The sequence below is a fragment of the Methyloceanibacter sp. genome (genome assembly GCF_050728395.1).
Lineage (GTDB): Bacteria > Pseudomonadota > Alphaproteobacteria > Rhizobiales > Methyloligellaceae > Methyloceanibacter.
Window position 1 is genome coordinate 1 of the sequence record NZ_JBOHJB010000025.1, and the last position, 14,735, is coordinate 14,735.

Here is a 14,735-nt window from a genome sequence, read left to right on the forward strand (position 1 = left end):
TATAGGCGTAGTTCTCGATGATGGTGTTGGCGAGGAGTTCCTTGCACATGCGCTCGACCTCGGCGCGCGCCCGCGTCGGATCCTTCTCGGCCACCTCGACCTCGATATATTTGCCCTGGCGCACATTGCCGGCCGAACCGAAGCCGAGAGCGTGCAGCGCGCCTTCGATCGCCTTGCCTTGCGGATCGAGGACCCCCGGCTTCAAGGTGATGGTAATGCGCGCCTTCACGGGCCCCCAGTCCTATTTCGAGCGCACCAGCACCGGGCCGGTCTTCACCCGCATCGGATTGTCGACGTGCAGCCCGAGCCGGCGGGCGACCTCCTGGTAGGCCTCGACCAGCCCGCCCATGTCGCGGCGAAAGCGGTCCTTGTCGAGCTTGTTCTGCGTCTCGACATCCCACAGCCGGCTGCAATCGGGCGAGATCTCGTCGGCGAGCACGATGCGCATCTGGTCGTTCTCCCACAGCCGGCCGAATTCGCATTTGAAATCGACGAGCCTGATGCCGACGCCGAGAAACAGGCCTGAGAGAAAGTCGTTGATGCGCAGCGCGAGCGACATGATGTCGTCGAGCTCCTGCGGATTGGCCCAGCCGAACGCGGTGATGTGCTCCTCGGTGACCATGGGATCGCCGAGCTTGTCGGACTTGTAATAGAACTCGACGATCGAGCGGGGCAGCGGCGTGCCTTCATCGACCCCGATGCGCGTGGCGAGCGAGCCGGCCGCGACATTGCGCACCACCACCTCGAGCGGGATGATCTCCACCTCGCGGATGAGTTGCTCGCGCATGTTGAGCCGCTTGATGAAGTGCGTCGGCACGCCGATCTCGCCGAGCTTCACGAACAGATATTCGGAGATGCGGTTGTTCAGCACCCCCTTGCCTTCGATCTTGTCGTGCTTCTTGTTGTTGAAGGCGGTGGCGTCGTCCTTGAAGTGCTGGACGAGCGTGCCCGGCTCCGGTCCTTCATATAGAATCTTGGCCTTGCCTTCGTAAATGCGGCGGCGCCGGTTCATGTTACGTTCCTCTCACTCTTCGCGTCCGTCGAAGCTGACAACACCACCAGCGCGCGGAAACGAAATGCCCGTACCGCGCCTGTCGCCGATTGCTCTTCTGCGGAATCAACCCAGGGTCTGAGGCGACCTTAACGTAAGGGGAGGGGAGTGACAACGTCCGCTCTCGAGGCGGGCTCGGCCCTTCATAAGCGTCCCCGGCCTTCCGGGATTTGTTGATTTTCGAGCCTCCAGGCGGTATCCCTCGACCAAGGGAGAGACAAAAATTTCCTTGATTTCTGCTGTTTTCGCGGCGCCGTGGCGCCTCACAAGGAGATATGCGGCAGATGACCACGTTTGAAGATCGAGAGAAGGGCTTCGAGCGGAAGTTCGCCCATGACGAGGAACTCCGATTCAGGGCCACGGCGCGGCGCAATAAACTGATTGGCCTATGGGCGGCGAAAATGATGGGGCTCAGCGGCGACGAGGCGCAGGTCTATGCCCGTGAGGTGATCAAGGCCGACTTGGCCGAGCCGGGCGACGAGGATGTGTTCCGCAAACTCCGGAGCGATTTCGACGCCAAGGGCGTCGACCAGTCAGACCATCAGATCCGCCGCATGATCGGCGACATGATGGTCGAGGCGGTGCGCCAGATCGAATCAGAAGCCAAGGCCTGAACCGGCCGATGCGCGAGGATCGCTTCCGCAAGGCCGCAAAAGAAGGCCGCACCCTGCTCAACGCCTGGCTGACGCTCAATTCGCCGTTTCTTATCGAGCTGATCGGCGAGGCGGGATGGGACTGCCTCACTATCGATCAGCAGCACGGCCTTGGCGGCAACGATGTGCTGTTGCAATGCCTGACTGCGGCGCGGGCTTGCGGACTTCCCGCCATCGTGCGTGTCGCGGAGAACGATCCAGGCCTTGTCGGCAGGGCGCTCGATGCCGGGGCGCAAGGCATCATGTGCCCTTTGATTGCAACCGTGGAAGACGCGGAAGCCTTTGTGCAGGCGGTGAAATATCCGCCGCGCGGCAACCGGAGCTGGGGTCCTTACCGGGCGCGGCTCGGCTATGAAGGCGACTATTTCACCACGGCCAACAACTGGACTATCGCCTGTCCCCAGATCGAGACCAAAGGCGCGCTCGACCAACTCGACGACATCCTCGCGCTCGACGGCGTCGATATGGTGTGCTTCGGACCGAACGACCTCTCTGTGGCGCTTACCGGCCGCCTCGACATTCACGCGCCCGAGGTGAAGGAGGCCATGACTCTGGTTCTTAGGAAATGCCGCGAAATGTCTGTCATGGGCCTGATTTTTGCCAATGACGTCGACTATGCCAAGCCCCTTGTCGCCGCCGGCTGGAACGTGGTGGCGGTCGGTACCGACGCTGGCTGGTTCTCCAAGGCCGCTGCCGACATGAAGCGCGAAGCGACGAGCGGATAGCTCCCCGACCGTCAAAAGTCGTGGATGGCCGGGACAAGCCCGGCCATGACAGGGAAAGTCGATGCTGACGGTGGCGCGCTCCTGTGCCAAGATGGTGCGTCGCGAAGAGGGGGGCCTCACATGCGCACCTGGATCACAATATTGGCCGCGTTTGTCGCGCTCGCCGCTGGCACGAGCGCGGCGCTGTCCGGCTGGCGGTCGGAGGTTCCGGTCTATCCCCCTTATCCCTATAAGGCAGGGCACTACCCGACGGCAGATTCCTATTACGACCTGCCGCCTTACGCCGCCATCAAACCGGGCTTCTACCACTGGCGCTATTTCATGCTGGCGCAGGAGCGCAACCGCTACCGCTACATGCCGCACATCTTCCGCGGCTACGGCAACGGCGACGGCCTCAAATAGCCGCAGGGTCGCGGGGAAGACCTGTCATCCAGTTCTGCTATCCTTGTCCGATGCAAGCGTGCCGAAGCGCGCCAGGCAAGCCGGAGTTGTGTGGATGTGGCGTTCGTTCAAGACGATGGCAGCAACGGCGCTGATCGGCGCCTCTATCGCCTGCGCTCTCGCATCGCCTGCGCTCGCCGCCAAACCGGCGAGCGGGCGCCATTACGCCCATCATGATATCTACGGAACGCCGGCGCGCTATGCCTCGCGTATCTTTCGCTGCCATGGCGGGCGCCATTACACCGATCTCGATGGATGGGGCTGCGATTACTACCTCTATTCCTACGCTTGGCCCTATGGGAGACGGCGCTAGGGCTACCGCCTCTTCGCTCCCGAGGTTCCTTCCGACCCGCGATTCGTGTTAGTCAAAGGCCGTCGGCGCATTTCGCCGGGGATTTACGCGCATGCTCAGAACGGCTGGAGTTATCGCAAGTGTCATCGCCGCCTCGGCGCTCGCTCTCATCACCGAGCCGGCGCTCGCCAAGAGGGCGGTTCACCTCCGCAAGCAACCGCCGATCGCCTGGTATCGCCTCAGCGACAACATTGAAGTTAAGTGCGTCGAGCGGAGCTTCTCGGTCAGCGTGGGAAACCCTGCCTATCCAAATCGCCTAGCCATGTGGCCGGCTCCTTGCCGACCCTGAAGGCAGGCTACCGGCCGCGGTTTTTCTTGGCCGAGCCTTTGCCGAACACGCGATCGAAGATCGTGTCCACGTGCTTCAGGTGATAGTCGAGGTCGAACTGGGCGCGCAGCATCTTTTCGGGCAGCGCGCGCGTCACCTCCTTGTCGGCGAGAAGCGCGTCGAGGAAATTGCCGCCTCTCTCCCACACCTTCATGGCGTTGCGCTGGACGAGCCGGTAGGCGTCCTCGCGCGACACGCCGGCCCCGGTCAAAGCGAGCAGCACGCGCTGCGAGTGGATCAAGCCGCCGAGCCGATCGAGATTGGCACGCATGCGCTCCGGATAGATAACGAGGCCCTTGATCAGCCCAGTCAGGCGAACAAGGGCGAAGTCGAGCGCTATCGTCGCGTCGGGGCCGATCACACGCTCGACCGAGGAGTGGGAGATGTCGCGCTCGTGCCACAGCGCCACGTCTTCGAGCGCGGGGAGCGCATAGCCGCGGACAAGGCGGGCAAGCCCAGTGAGATTTTCCGAGATCACCGGATTGCGCTTATGCGGCATGGCGGAGGAGCCCTTTTGCCCTTCCGAGAAAAACTCCTCGACCTCGAGCAGCTCGGTCCTCTGCAGATGCCTGATCTCGGTGGCAAGCCGCTCGATCGAGCTCGCCACCACGGCAAGCGCCGCGAAATAGGCTGCGTGGCGGTCGCGTGGGATCACTTGCGTGGAGATCGGCTCGGGTCTGAGGCCGAGCTTCTCGGCCACGTAGGCTTCGACCCGCGGGTCGACATGGGCAAAGGTGCCGACCGCGCCGGAGATGGCGCAGGTTCCGACCTCGTCCCGTGCCGCGACGAGCCTCGCCCGGGCGCGGACGAATTCGGCGTAGGCATAAGCCAGCTTCAGCCCGAAAGTGGTGGGTTCGGCGTGCACGCCGTGGCTGCGCCCCACGGTCAGCGTGTTTCTGTGCTCGAGCGCGCGGGCTTTGAGCGCGGCAAGCAGCCCATCGACGTCGGCGATGAGCAGATCGGCGGCCTGCACGAGCTGAACGTTGAAGCAGGTATCGAGCACGTCCGAAGAGGTCATGCCGCGGTGCAGGAAACGCGCCTCTGGTCCGACGTTCTCGGTAACGTTGGTCAGGAAGGCGATAACGTCGTGTTTCACCTCGTCCTCGATCTCGTCGATGCGGTCGATGTCGAAGCGACCGCGCTTCTTCACCGCCTCGGGCACGGATTTCGGGATCAGCCCGAGCTTGGCCATGGCCTCCGCTGCAAGTATCTCGATGTTGAGCCAGATGCGGAACTTGGCCTCGGGCTCCCAGAGGCGAGCCATGTCGGGGCGGCTGTAGCGGGGGATCATGCGAGATAACCCTTTCCTGCGAATATCGCAGGTAAGTTGATCTAGCAGAGCCGCGCGCCCCGCTCAAATCGTGGGCAGGCGTTTATGCCCGTATGGTTTTCGGCCCGCGCGGTCCGAAGATGGCAAGATAGAGGGCGGCAGCGAGCATCAGCGCCGCGTAGGCTGGGCGCGGCGGCACCAGCATGAACAGCACGAAGGAATAGAAATCGCTGAGCGACGACCAATAGAGGCCGGAGAGCGACCAATCGAGCTGGTTCGGATAGGCGAACATCAGGTAGAGCACCCTGAGGAGCCCGCCGAAGCTGCAAAACGCCACGACGAAAATGAACAGGGCAAACAGGAAGCGGACGAGAAAACCGCGGCTCGCGGCGAATTGCTGGACCCACCAGGCGACGAGCGCGGCGAGGCCACCGGCATAGCCAACGATTTGCAGGGTGTGGCGGGTGGTTTCGTTGAGTACGCTGTTCGGCTGCATGTAGTCGCCGACAAGAACAGCCCACATGCAAATGGCCATGACGACGGCGAACGCCACGGCAAGCACGAAGCCGACGATGTTGTTGAATGTCACCTTTTCCATTGAAAGCGTCCCTCGGAAGACCCGTCGCCCGTGGGGACTATGCCGGGGAATTGCGCTCGCGGCAATGAGGGCAGCCTGCTTCATTTGCCGCCTGTGGCTTGCCACGGCTGGCTTGCCACGAGCGGCTTGGCACGTGTGCCTTGCCGCACCGGCCGGTTTGTGGTCCGATCCGCCACCGTAAGAGCCCCTGGGAGCGCGCGCCGATGGCATTTGACGATTTGAAGGCGGAACTTGCCTTGCTCATCAACCAGATGGAGAACCAGCCAAAGGATTCGCACGAGCTCTATTTGCAGATCCGCGAAAAGCTAAACGAGATGCGCGCCTTCGGCATGCCTCTGCCAGAGGACCTGGTCGAGTTCGAGAAGGACCTCGAGGCCCAGTTCGCCGCGACCAAACGCGCCGCCAAGAAGGAGTAGCTCGCACACTCAAACCGGCGTCACCCCGGCGAAAGCCGGGGTCCAGCTCTTTTTTGATTTGCGCTTCGCGCACTGGATTCCGGCTTGCGCCGGAATGACGAAGATCGCGCTCAGTCGGGATCGCGATCAGCCGGCGGGTTGCTCGGCCGGCGGATCGATCTGCTCGTAGGTCCCCTTCGACCAGCGATAGACCGCATAAGGCGGCAGGTTGGGGTCGCCCTTCTCGTTGAACTTGAACTTGCCGATCACCGTGTCGAACTCGGTGTCGTTCAGCGCCTTGACGATTTCCGCCATCTCGACGCTCTTTGCCTTCTCCGCCGCCTGCTTCCACGCCTGCAGCGCGGCATAGGTGTAGAGCACGTAACCCTCTGGCTCGACGCCCTTGTCCTTGAAGCGCTTCACCACCTCGGCGGCAGCCGGGTTCTTGCGCGGGTCAGGCGAGAAGGTCATCAACGTGCCTTCGCCGGCGTCGCCGGTGATCGACCAGAACTCCTGGGTGATGAGCGCATCACCGCCCATGAGGATGGTTTGCAAGCCCTGGTCGCGCATCTGGCGGATGATCAGGCCTGCCTCGGTGTGATAGCCGCCAAAATAGACGACGTCGATGCCGGCCTGCTTGAGCTTGGAGACGAGCGCCGAATAGTCCTTCTCGCCGGCGGTGATCGCCTCGTACAGGTCCTCCTGCTTGCCGGCCGCGTTCATCGCCTTCTTGGTCTCGTCGGCGAGCCCCTTGCCGTAGGCCGTCTTGTCGTGGACGAAGGCGATCTTCTTGTCGCCGAGATGGCTCGCGAGATATTTGCCGGCGACGCCGCCCTGCTGGTCGTCGCGGCCGCACACCCGGTAAATGTTCGGTCCGGCGCGGTCGTCGGTGAAGGTCGGGTTGGTGGAGGCCGGCGAAATCTGCACCATGTCGCTTTCGGCGTAGACCTTCGAGGCCGGGATCGACGAGCCTGAGCAGTAATGCCCGGCCACGAGCTTGACGCCGGCGCCGGTCATCTGATTGGCAACCGCCACCGCCTGCTTCGGGTCACAGGCATCGTCGCCGGTGGACAGGTCGAGCTTCTTGCCGAGCACGCCGCCGGCTTCATTGATGTCGGCGACGGCCATTTCGCCACCGTTCTTCATCTGCGCGCCGAAAGAGGCATATTGGCCGGTGATCGGGCCGACGATCGCGATGGGCGTGGTGTTGTCCCCGTCGCCCCCGCCGCAGCCGGTCAGGATTATTGCGGCCAAAGCGATGAGCAGCCCGGCAATTCGTTGCATTGTCACCTCCCTAATGGATCTGGCGCACATTCTACGGCATCCGGAAAAAGCGCAAGCGCCAGGATTGGCCTTCAGCCCCGCTCGCGCCAGGTCAGGGGGCCGGTGCGCTCGTAAAGCCAGCGATATTGCGTCACCATCTGCGTGGTGCGCATGGCGCGGAAGCCGAGCAGCGCGGCAACGACCAGGATCGCGTAGGTGACGAGATAGTAGTAGACCGAGGTGAGGGTGCCGTCGAACAACGCGTAATGGAAGAAGCGCACGGCGGCGGCGAGCAGCGCCATATAGAAGAACACCCGCCAGAAGGGCTTCCAGCCTCGCGCCAGACCGCGTCCGGCAAGGAAGGCCGCGCCGCCGCCAAGCACGCAGGTGAGCACGAGAAAGACCCAGGGGCTGTCGTCGGAGAGGTAGGTCACGGCCGCGCTCCTTGCGTCTCCTTGCGGCGGCCGCCGTCGAGATAGGCGGTCTGCACCTCTTCGCTGTTCAGGAGCTCGGCGCCGCTGCCTGAGAGGGTGATCCTGCCATTGACCATGACGTAGCCGCGATGGGCGAGCTTGAGCGCGTGATAGGCGTTCTGCTCGACGACGAAAACCGGGAGGCCGTGCTTGCTGTTCAGCTCCTCGATCACCTCGAAGATCTGCTTGACGATCAAAGGGGCGAGACCGAGCGATGGCTCGTCGAGGAGCAAAAGCTTTGGCCGCCCCATCAGCGCGCGAGCGATGGCGAGCATCTGCTGCTCGCCGCCTGACAGCGTGCCGCCACGCTGATCGCGCCGCGCCTTCAACACCGGAAAGAGCGTGCACACCTTGTCAAGATCCTGGTCGAACACCCCTGGGTTGTCGGCGATGATGGCGCCCATCTGCAAATTCTCGAGCACGGTCATGCGCGGGAAGATCCGCCGCCCTTCGGGCGACTGCGCGATGCCGAGCTTGGCGATGGCGTGGGCCGGAAGCCCGGTGATGTTCTGGCCCGCGAAGGCGATGCGCCCGTTGCTCGGGCGGGGACGTCCGAAGATGGACATCATCAGCGTGGTCTTGCCGGCGCCATTGGCGCCGATCAGCGCCACGATCTCGCGCGGGTGAATGTCGAGGCTGACATCGTGCAGCACCGGCAGCACGCCGTAGCAGGCGGTGACGTGGCTCACCTGCAGCAGGGGCGCGCTCACAGGCGAACCTCCTTTGCCACTTGGTTGAGCTCTTCGTCCGGCACGCCGAGATAAGCGGCAATGACATGCGGGTTGTTGCGGATCTCCTCAGGCGTGCCGTCGGCGATCACCTTGCCATAGTCGAGCACCACGATGTGGTCGGAAATGCGCATGACCACGCTCATGTCGTGCTCGATGAGGAGGAGGGCGATGCCTTCCTTGGCGCGGATCGAAAACAGCAGCTCGTTCAAGTTCTCGCTTTCGCGGGCATTGAGGCCGGCCGCGGGCTCATCGAGGCAAAGCAGCAGGGGCCGCGTGCACATCGCCCGCGCAATCTCGAGCTTGCGTTGCTCGCCATAGGGGAGCTCAGCCGCCGCCACGTCGGCGCGCAGGGTGAGGCCGACGCGGTCGAGCCAATGCTTGGCATATTCGACGGCCTGCTTCTCCGCCCGGTTGAAGGAACCGAGACCGAGAATGGCGGCAAGCGGAAAGCGCGACGCTTGGGTCAGCGGCTTGTGCTGCGCCACCATCAGATTTTCGAGCACGGTCATGCCGCCGAACAGCCTGATGTTCTGGAAGGTGCGGGCAACGCGCGCTTCGGCGTTGATGTCGTGGTCGTCGAGGCGCTCGAGCCGGTAGCTCGGCCCGAGCGGCTGGCCGAGTTTCAGCGTGCCTTCGGTCGGCTTGTAGAAGCCGGTGATGCAGTTGAACACCGTGGTCTTGCCGGCGCCGTTCGGTCCGATGAGCGCGGTGATGTCCTCGCGGCCCACGTCGAAGGACACGTCATCGACGGCAGCGAGCCCTCCGAAGCGCATGGTGAGGTGCTCGACCTTGAGCAGAGGGTCGGTCAGCCATCGCCTCATGCGCGACCTTCTTTGACGAGGTGGCCGCCTACGGCGCGCCGTTCCTTGAGCACGATCGACGGCTCGCGCGAAGAGATGATGCCGCGCGGGCGCCACAGCATGATCCCAACCATGGCGATGCCGAACAGGAGCATGCGGTAAAGCGAGGGGTCGAAGTCCTGGCCGAAGATGAGCTGGAGCCACTCCATGTTCCGTAACAGCTCGAAGCCGCCGATCATCACGATTGCCGCGAGCACCACGCCGATCTGGCTGCCCATGCCGCCGAGCACGACGATAGCGAGGATGATGGCGGATTCGATGAAGCTGAAGGATTCGGGGCTGATGAAGCCCTGCCGCGTGGCGAAGAAGGACCCGGCGAAGCCGCCGAACATGGCGCCGGTGGCAAAGGCGGTGAGCTTGGCGACGGTGGTGTTGATGCCGAGCGAGCGGCAGGCGATCTCGTCCTCGCGCATGGCCTCCCAGGCGCGGCCGATGGGAAGCCGGCGCAGCCGCAAGGTGAACAGGCTCGTGAGCAGGGCAAGCCCGAGGATCACGTAATAGAGGAAGATGATGGAGTGAAGCGGATCGTAACGCAGCCCGAAGAAACTCGCGAAGGTCTCGCCTCCAGTTGCCTTGAAGGGCAATCCAAAAAAGGTCGGCTTCGGGATGTCGGAGATGCCGTTCGGCCCGTTGGTCAACTGCGTCCAGTTGAGCAGCACGATGCGGACGATCTCGCCGAAGGCGAGCGTCACGATGGCGAGATAGTCGCCGCGGAGCCTTAGTACGGGGAAGCCGAGAATGACCCCCCATAGCGCGGCAAGGAGACCGGCGAGCGGCAGGCACATCCAAAAGCCAAAGCCGAAATGCGCGGCGAGTAGCGCGAAGGTGTAGGCGCCGACCGCATAGAAGGCGACATAGCCGAGGTCGAGCAGCCCGGCGAGCCCGACCACGATGTTGAGGCCGAAGCCGAGCATCACATAGGTGAGCACCAGGATGGAGAGATCGAGCAGATAGCGAAGCGGCAGCCCGAGATGGAGCGTCTTGTCGAGGGCAAAGGCGAGGATTGGGAACAACGCCGCGGCAATGACGAGCAGCATTGCGCCGTTCTCAACCCCGTAGCGGCTCACCGCGGGGATAGGCCAGACCGGGCGCCAGGCTGGGCGCGGCACTTTCCAGTTGCCGTTCCACCAGAAGAGATTGAGGAGAAGCCTGCCAGCAAAGACAATGCCGACGACAATGGCGAGCAGCATCGGCCGCGACTTGAGGGTGAGGCCGCCGGCGCTGTCCACCGTCCTGAAGCCGAGCGTCAGGCAGAACAGGGCGAAGGCGACATAGGCCGCGAGCAATGCGTCGGCAAGAGCTGCCTGGAGCCGGTGGCTCAGCGTTTGGACCGGCTCGCTCAAGGCCTAGACCTTCTCCGTCTCTGGCCGGCCGAGCAGCCCCGTCGGGAAGAAGATGAGCACGATGGCGAGCATGGAGAACGCCGCCACATCCTTGTACTCGGGGCCATGCGGAGCATAGGCCGACCAGAAGGTCTCGATCAGCCCGATGATGAGTCCCCCGAGCATGGCGCCGGGCAAAGAGCCGATGCCGCCGAACACGGCCGCGGTGAACGCCTTGATGCCGGCGACGAAGCCGATGAAGAAATCGATGACCCCGTAATAGAGCAGGTAGAGAAGACCTGCCACGGCGGCGAGCCCCGCTCCCATGACGAAGGTGAGCGAGATGGTACGGTCAACGTTCACGCCCGACAGCGCCGCCATGAGCCGGTCCTGCTCGCAGGCGCGTTGCGCCCGGCCGAGCGCAGTGCGGGTGATGATCAGCCAGAACACGCCCATCAGTGCCACGGTGGTCAGCACGATGAGGATCTGGATGTTGGAGAGGTTTACGGCGAACCCGCCTTCGTCGAAGATCTGGTAGCCGCCGGTGATCACCGGCTGGAGCGGCTTCACGCGCGCGCCTTGCGCCACCTGAATGAAATTCTGGAGGATGATCGACATGCCGATGGCGGTGATCAGCGGCGCGAGCCGGAACGATTCGCGCAACGGGCGATAGGCGATGCGCTCGACGGTCCATCCCCACATCGCGGTGAGCAGCATGGCGATGATGAGGACCAGCACGAGCGCGAGCGGCACGAGCGTCAGGCCAAGGCTCATGATCAGGAGAAAGGCGATCAGCGCGATGAAGGCGCCGACCATGAAGATGTCGCCATGGGCGAAATTGATCATGCCGATGATGCCATAGACCATGGTGTAGCCGATGGCGATCAGGCCGTAGATCGAGCCGAGCGCGATCCCGTTGACCAGCTGTTGCAGGAAATAAGCCATGGACGCCGCTGCCCTCCTTCCCCCCGACCCGGGGCTAGCGTATCGGCCCTAGGCGATGGCCTCTGCCCGGGGCGCCCCTTCATAGCAATAAGGGCGTGGGGCGTACAACGTGAAGCGCATTATCGAGGCAGGACCACGATTTACAGCAGCATATGCGAGCCGTCGCAGTAGGGAGGATCGCCGGTATCCTTGCAGCCGCATAGAAGCGCAAGCTCGCTTCTCTCGGCGGTGAACATCAACGGCTCGATCCCCGTTCCGGCATGCGACCCGTCGCAAAACGGCTGCTTCTGGCTCCGCCCGCAGCGGCACCAGGCGTAGCGCTTACCCGCCTCGAGCTCGACCTGATAGGGGCTGAGCTGCGGCCGTTCTGGGTCGGTCATGGCGTCTTCCCCGGACCTTGAGGGTGCCGTACGCCGCCTCCTTAGCCAATTCGTCGCTGCCGCACAAGGAAGCCTCTGGTGGCGCAGCGCGGCTGCGACATCTTACGGCACGTCGTCAAATTGCAACAAAACCGGGGCGATTTGCTGAGTGCGCCGGCGAGGCCCATCTTGCCTGTGCGCGTCCGGAGGGAGACACTCCGGCCGCGAACCAGCCATAGGGAGGAGCAAATGAGTTCGAGTTCAGGGTTTCGCGGCCGAGGGCAGTCGCCCTTGGCCCGGTCCAGCGACGGGCGGGCAATTGCCGTCGCCGCAGGTTTGGCCATGACGGCGGCTGTCGCCTTCATCGCCCCATCGCCGGCGGAAGCGCAGGAGAAGCGGCCCAATATCGTCATGCTGATGACCGACGACACCGGGTGGAACGACTTTGGCGCTTATTCTGGCGGCGGGGCCGCGCTCGGGCATCCGACGCCGAATATTGATCGCATCGCCAAGGAGGGTGCGACCTTCACCAATTGGTACGGCCAGGCGAGCTGCACCGCGGGCCGCGCGTCCTTCATCACCGGCCGCATCCCGATCCGCTCGGCGCTCTCCATTGTGGTTGCTCCGGGCGACAAGAACTATCTCCGCAAGCAGACGCCGACGATCGCGGAATTCTTCCAGAAAAACGGCTACTCGACCTATTTCTCCGGCAAGTGGCATCTCGGCGACATACCGGACTCCTATCCGACCGTGCACGGCTTCGACGAGATGAAGCACTTCGCCGCCTATTATGCCGGCGTCTACGCCTATGACGACACCACGAACGGCTTCCATCCCTGGTTCCCGTCGTTCAATCCGCAATTCAAGAATGCCTTCGAAACCCTGGTGAATCTCGGGGAGTGGGAAGGCAAGGCCGGCGAACCGGCCAAGAGGGTTGGCACCATCACCTACGATTCGCTCGCGACGTTCGACGAGCGGCAAGCCGATACTGCCGTGGACTACATCAAGAGCCACGCCAAGGACGACAAACCGTTCTTCATGGACGTCAATTTCATCAAGATGCACAACCCGACCAATGCGGCGCCGGACTTCAGAGCGAAGTCGCATCTCGGCGACTACTCGGATTCCCTGATGGAGATGGATGCCGATATCGGCCGCATCATGGAGGCGATACGTGCCGAAGCTCCCAACACCATCGTGATCGTGACGGCCGACAACGGCGCCTGGCTCGATGCCTATCCCGATGCCGGCACCACGCCGTTCCGGGGCGAAAAGGGGTCGGCCTTCGAAGGCGCCTGGCGCGTCCCCGGCATTATGTGGTGGCCCGGCAAGATCCAGGCAGGCGGCCAATTCCACGAGATGATGTCGCATATCGACGCCTGGGCGACGCTCGCCGCGATGGTCGGCCTCACTCCGCCGCCCCATGATTGGGTCGGCAATGACGGCAAGCCGATCTATTTCGACTCGATCGACAACAGCGCCTACATCCTGGGGAAAGCCGAGCACTCGGCGCGCGACTCATGGATCTATATCGACGGCGAGACCTTCAACGGCGCCCGCGCCGACATCGGCGGCGATCCCAAAGAACCCTGGGTGCACATGGCGTGGAAGTACATCAGCACGGCCAAGGATTCGTGGCTCGGGCCTGTAACGAATCTTGGAGCGATCGGCGCGCTGTACAGCCTCACCATGGATCCTTTCGAGAAATACGACATGATCTTCAACGGCGCGGCACCGATGCGGGTGATGACGTCGTCGCCGGGGAGATATGCCGGTGAGGACAATGGCTGGGTCTTGGCGCTGATCTCTCCGGTCATCGTCGACTTCGACAAATCGATCATGAAGTATCCGAGCATCACCCGATTCCCCGGCGGGGCCTCGACCGACCTCACGCCGGATCTTCAGCATCCGGAGAACCCACTACCGCTGCTGAAGGACCTGCAGCAACAACCGCAGCCCGTCGGCGGCGGCGGCGGTTAGCGCAGGTCAAAAAACAGGCTAGTGAGGGGCGTGCACGATTCACGCCCCTCACGGCGCGTTGCCGCGTGCGCGGGCGGCTTCGACCACTTGCCTGATCGCGTCGATCACCAATTGAGGCTCTTCGATCTCGACGTAGTGGCTGCTCTTGCTGGCAATCCGGTGCGGCGTGTTGGGGAGAAGCTGAGCGAGATAATCCTGGCCTGCAACCCATGCCTTCTCCACCAGCGCCGGCATGTTCGCCGGCAACTCCGGAGGCAGCGCGAAGGGCTTGCCCTTCGAGATGACGATGAGCGGCATCGGCTTAAGCGGTGATGCGCGCGCGATCTCGGCGAAGCTCTTATCGAACTCGATAGTCTCGAGGTCTTTATAGGTCGCGATGGCCTTTGGCGGCTCGATCAGGATCAGGCGGTCGTAAAGCGCCCACTCTGCCGGCGTCATCGCCGCCTTAACGCCCTCCGAGATCGCATCGACCAACACGAGGCCAGCGACCTGGTTGGGATAGGTGCTTGCGAACAATCTGACCAGCAGCCCGCCGGTTGAATGACCGACAAGGACGTAAGGCGGCGGGATTGCCGTCGTCTCGAGCAGCGCAAGGAGATCGGCAACGGCGTCGGCAGCGGTGCGCGGCTGCGCCACCGGGTCGCTGCGGCTGAATTGATCGGTGCCGAGCGTCGTCCCCGGCCGGTCATAGGCGCAGACCCTAGTGAAAGCGGCGACCGAGGGCAGAACCGCCTCGCCGGTGTCGGGCTTCACGCGCCAGATGTCGCCGCGGTTGCGCAAGCCGGCCTCGAGGATGACCGCCGGTGAGCCTGTCCCCTTGCATTCGAGATAGAGCTTGAGGCCGCCGCCGATGTCGATGAGGCCGGCGAAATCCCCGCTCGCCGCCACCGGCTCCGCAGCTTGCGCGGGCAAGGATGACATCGACATAAGAGCGAGAAGCAGGAGACCGAAGAGCGGTATCGAATCACGCATGTCACTTTTGAGGACAA

The 14,735-nt window shown here is 63.3% G+C and carries 18 protein-coding genes; 6 read left to right on the forward strand and 12 right to left on the reverse strand.

Annotation, left to right across the window (positions count from 1 at the left end):
- Both purS and purC read right to left on the reverse strand, forming a co-directional pair.
- A partial coding sequence (gene purS, locus ACREC7_RS06420; RefSeq protein WP_431554863.1) for a phosphoribosylformylglycinamidine synthase subunit PurS occupies window positions 1–229 on the reverse strand: 229 nt, incomplete at its 3' end.
- 12 nt (window positions 230–241) lie between these two features.
- Window positions 242–1,012 carry a phosphoribosylaminoimidazolesuccinocarboxamide synthase gene (gene purC, locus ACREC7_RS06425; protein WP_431554864.1) on the reverse strand — a complete coding sequence of 257 codons (771 nt, stop codon included), beginning with the start codon at window positions 1,010–1,012 and terminating at the stop codon, window positions 242–244.
- Between the two features lie 323 nt (window positions 1,013–1,335).
- On the opposite strand from purC, the gene ACREC7_RS06430 reads away from it, so the two are divergent.
- The 4 genes from ACREC7_RS06430 to ACREC7_RS06445 all read left to right on the forward strand — a co-directional run bounded on the left by ACREC7_RS06430 (window position 1,336) and on the right by ACREC7_RS06445 (window position 3,183).
- Window positions 1,336–1,665, forward strand: a complete 330-nt coding sequence (locus tag ACREC7_RS06430; RefSeq protein WP_431554865.1) for a DUF1476 domain-containing protein — start codon at window positions 1,336–1,338, stop codon at window positions 1,663–1,665.
- 8 nt (window positions 1,666–1,673) lie between these two features.
- Window positions 1,674–2,429 carry an HpcH/HpaI aldolase family protein gene (locus ACREC7_RS06435; protein WP_431554866.1) on the forward strand — a complete coding sequence of 252 codons (756 nt, stop codon included), beginning with the start codon at window positions 1,674–1,676 and terminating at the stop codon, window positions 2,427–2,429.
- A 120-nt stretch (window positions 2,430–2,549) separates the two neighbouring features.
- Window positions 2,550–2,831 carry a hypothetical protein gene (locus ACREC7_RS06440; protein ID WP_431554867.1) on the forward strand — a complete coding sequence of 94 codons (282 nt, stop codon included), beginning with the start codon at window positions 2,550–2,552 and terminating at the stop codon, window positions 2,829–2,831.
- A 94-nt stretch (window positions 2,832–2,925) separates the two neighbouring features.
- Window positions 2,926–3,183, forward strand: coding sequence for a hypothetical protein (locus ACREC7_RS06445; protein WP_431554868.1), 258 nt, complete (start codon window positions 2,926–2,928; stop codon window positions 3,181–3,183).
- Window positions 3,184–3,518: 335 nt separating this feature from the next.
- On the opposite strand, the gene purB is transcribed toward ACREC7_RS06445, so the two are convergent.
- A complete protein-coding gene (gene purB, locus ACREC7_RS06450; RefSeq protein ID WP_431554869.1) occupies window positions 3,519–4,841 on the reverse strand; it encodes an adenylosuccinate lyase in 1,323 nt (440 codons plus the stop codon).
- 82 nt (window positions 4,842–4,923) lie between these two features.
- Window positions 4,924–5,418 (reverse strand): hypothetical protein, encoded by a 495-nt coding sequence (locus ACREC7_RS06455; protein WP_431554870.1) that lies wholly within the window; start codon window positions 5,416–5,418, stop codon window positions 4,924–4,926.
- 203 nt (window positions 5,419–5,621) lie between these two features.
- Between ACREC7_RS06455 and ACREC7_RS06460 the strand changes: the two genes are divergently transcribed.
- Window positions 5,622–5,834: a hypothetical protein gene (locus tag ACREC7_RS06460; protein ID WP_431554871.1), complete on the forward strand. Its 213-nt coding sequence runs from the start codon at window positions 5,622–5,624 to the stop codon at window positions 5,832–5,834.
- Window positions 5,835–5,960: 126 nt separating this feature from the next.
- On the opposite strand, the gene ACREC7_RS06465 is transcribed toward ACREC7_RS06460, so the two are convergent.
- From ACREC7_RS06465 to ACREC7_RS06495, 7 genes are all read right to left on the reverse strand, one after another.
- Window positions 5,961–7,097, reverse strand: a complete 1,137-nt coding sequence (locus tag ACREC7_RS06465; RefSeq protein WP_431554872.1) for a branched-chain amino acid ABC transporter substrate-binding protein — start codon at window positions 7,095–7,097, stop codon at window positions 5,961–5,963.
- A 71-nt stretch (window positions 7,098–7,168) separates the two neighbouring features.
- Entirely contained in the window at window positions 7,169–7,510 is a 342-nt protein-coding gene (locus ACREC7_RS06470; RefSeq protein WP_431554873.1) for a DUF6867 family protein, read from the reverse strand.
- Complete coding sequence (locus ACREC7_RS06475; RefSeq protein WP_431554874.1) at window positions 7,507–8,259, reverse strand: ABC transporter ATP-binding protein; 753 nt, start codon at window positions 8,257–8,259, stop codon at window positions 7,507–7,509. The genes ACREC7_RS06470 and ACREC7_RS06475 overlap by 4 nt, the downstream gene beginning before the upstream one ends.
- On the reverse strand, window positions 8,256–9,101 hold the full coding sequence (locus ACREC7_RS06480; protein ID WP_431554875.1) for an ABC transporter ATP-binding protein: 846 nt from the start codon (window positions 9,099–9,101) through the stop codon (window positions 8,256–8,258). The genes ACREC7_RS06475 and ACREC7_RS06480 overlap by 4 nt, the downstream gene beginning before the upstream one ends.
- Entirely contained in the window at window positions 9,098–10,483 is a 1,386-nt protein-coding gene (gene livM, locus ACREC7_RS06485) for a high-affinity branched-chain amino acid ABC transporter permease LivM (RefSeq protein WP_431554876.1), read from the reverse strand. Before livM ends, ACREC7_RS06480 begins: the two co-directional genes overlap by 4 nt.
- Window positions 10,484–10,486: 3 nt before the next feature.
- Window positions 10,487–11,407, reverse strand: coding sequence for an ABC transporter permease subunit (locus ACREC7_RS06490; protein ID WP_431554877.1), 921 nt, complete (start codon window positions 11,405–11,407; stop codon window positions 10,487–10,489).
- 140 nt (window positions 11,408–11,547) lie between these two features.
- Window positions 11,548–11,787: a CDGSH iron-sulfur domain-containing protein gene (locus ACREC7_RS06495; protein ID WP_431554878.1), complete on the reverse strand. Its 240-nt coding sequence runs from the start codon at window positions 11,785–11,787 to the stop codon at window positions 11,548–11,550.
- A 270-nt stretch (window positions 11,788–12,057) separates the two neighbouring features.
- Here ACREC7_RS06495 and ACREC7_RS06500 point away from each other — a divergent pair, with 270 nt between their 5' ends.
- On the forward strand, window positions 12,058–13,746 hold the full coding sequence (locus ACREC7_RS06500) for an arylsulfatase (RefSeq protein WP_431554879.1): 1,689 nt from the start codon (window positions 12,058–12,060) through the stop codon (window positions 13,744–13,746).
- A gap of 48 nt (window positions 13,747–13,794) precedes the next feature.
- On the opposite strand, the gene ACREC7_RS06505 is transcribed toward ACREC7_RS06500, so the two are convergent.
- Window positions 13,795–14,718, reverse strand: coding sequence for an alpha/beta fold hydrolase (locus tag ACREC7_RS06505; protein WP_431554880.1), 924 nt, complete (start codon window positions 14,716–14,718; stop codon window positions 13,795–13,797).
- Window positions 14,719–14,735 lie beyond the last annotated feature (17 nt).

Coding starts and splice junctions, on each gene's coding strand:
- purC (WP_431554864.1), bottom strand. CDS start 1,012: ATGAACCGGCGCCGCCGCATTTACGAAGGCAAGGCCAAGATTCTATAT.
- ACREC7_RS06430 (WP_431554865.1), top strand. CDS start 1,336: ATGACCACGTTTGAAGATCGAGAGAAGGGCTTCGAGCGGAAGTTCGCC.
- ACREC7_RS06435 (WP_431554866.1), top strand. CDS start 1,674: ATGCGCGAGGATCGCTTCCGCAAGGCCGCAAAAGAAGGCCGCACCCTG.
- ACREC7_RS06440 (WP_431554867.1), top strand. CDS start 2,550: ATGCGCACCTGGATCACAATATTGGCCGCGTTTGTCGCGCTCGCCGCT.
- ACREC7_RS06445 (WP_431554868.1), top strand. CDS start 2,926: ATGTGGCGTTCGTTCAAGACGATGGCAGCAACGGCGCTGATCGGCGCC.
- purB (WP_431554869.1), bottom strand. CDS start 4,841: ATGATCCCCCGCTACAGCCGCCCCGACATGGCTCGCCTCTGGGAGCCC.
- ACREC7_RS06455 (WP_431554870.1), bottom strand. CDS start 5,418: ATGGAAAAGGTGACATTCAACAACATCGTCGGCTTCGTGCTTGCCGTG.
- ACREC7_RS06460 (WP_431554871.1), top strand. CDS start 5,622: ATGGCATTTGACGATTTGAAGGCGGAACTTGCCTTGCTCATCAACCAG.
- ACREC7_RS06465 (WP_431554872.1), bottom strand. CDS start 7,097: ATGCAACGAATTGCCGGGCTGCTCATCGCTTTGGCCGCAATAATCCTG.
- ACREC7_RS06480 (WP_431554875.1), bottom strand. CDS start 9,101: ATGAGGCGATGGCTGACCGACCCTCTGCTCAAGGTCGAGCACCTCACC.
- ACREC7_RS06490 (WP_431554877.1), bottom strand. CDS start 11,407: ATGGCTTATTTCCTGCAACAGCTGGTCAACGGGATCGCGCTCGGCTCG.
- ACREC7_RS06495 (WP_431554878.1), bottom strand. CDS start 11,787: ATGACCGACCCAGAACGGCCGCAGCTCAGCCCCTATCAGGTCGAGCTC.
- ACREC7_RS06505 (WP_431554880.1), bottom strand. CDS start 14,718: ATGCGTGATTCGATACCGCTCTTCGGTCTCCTGCTTCTCGCTCTTATG.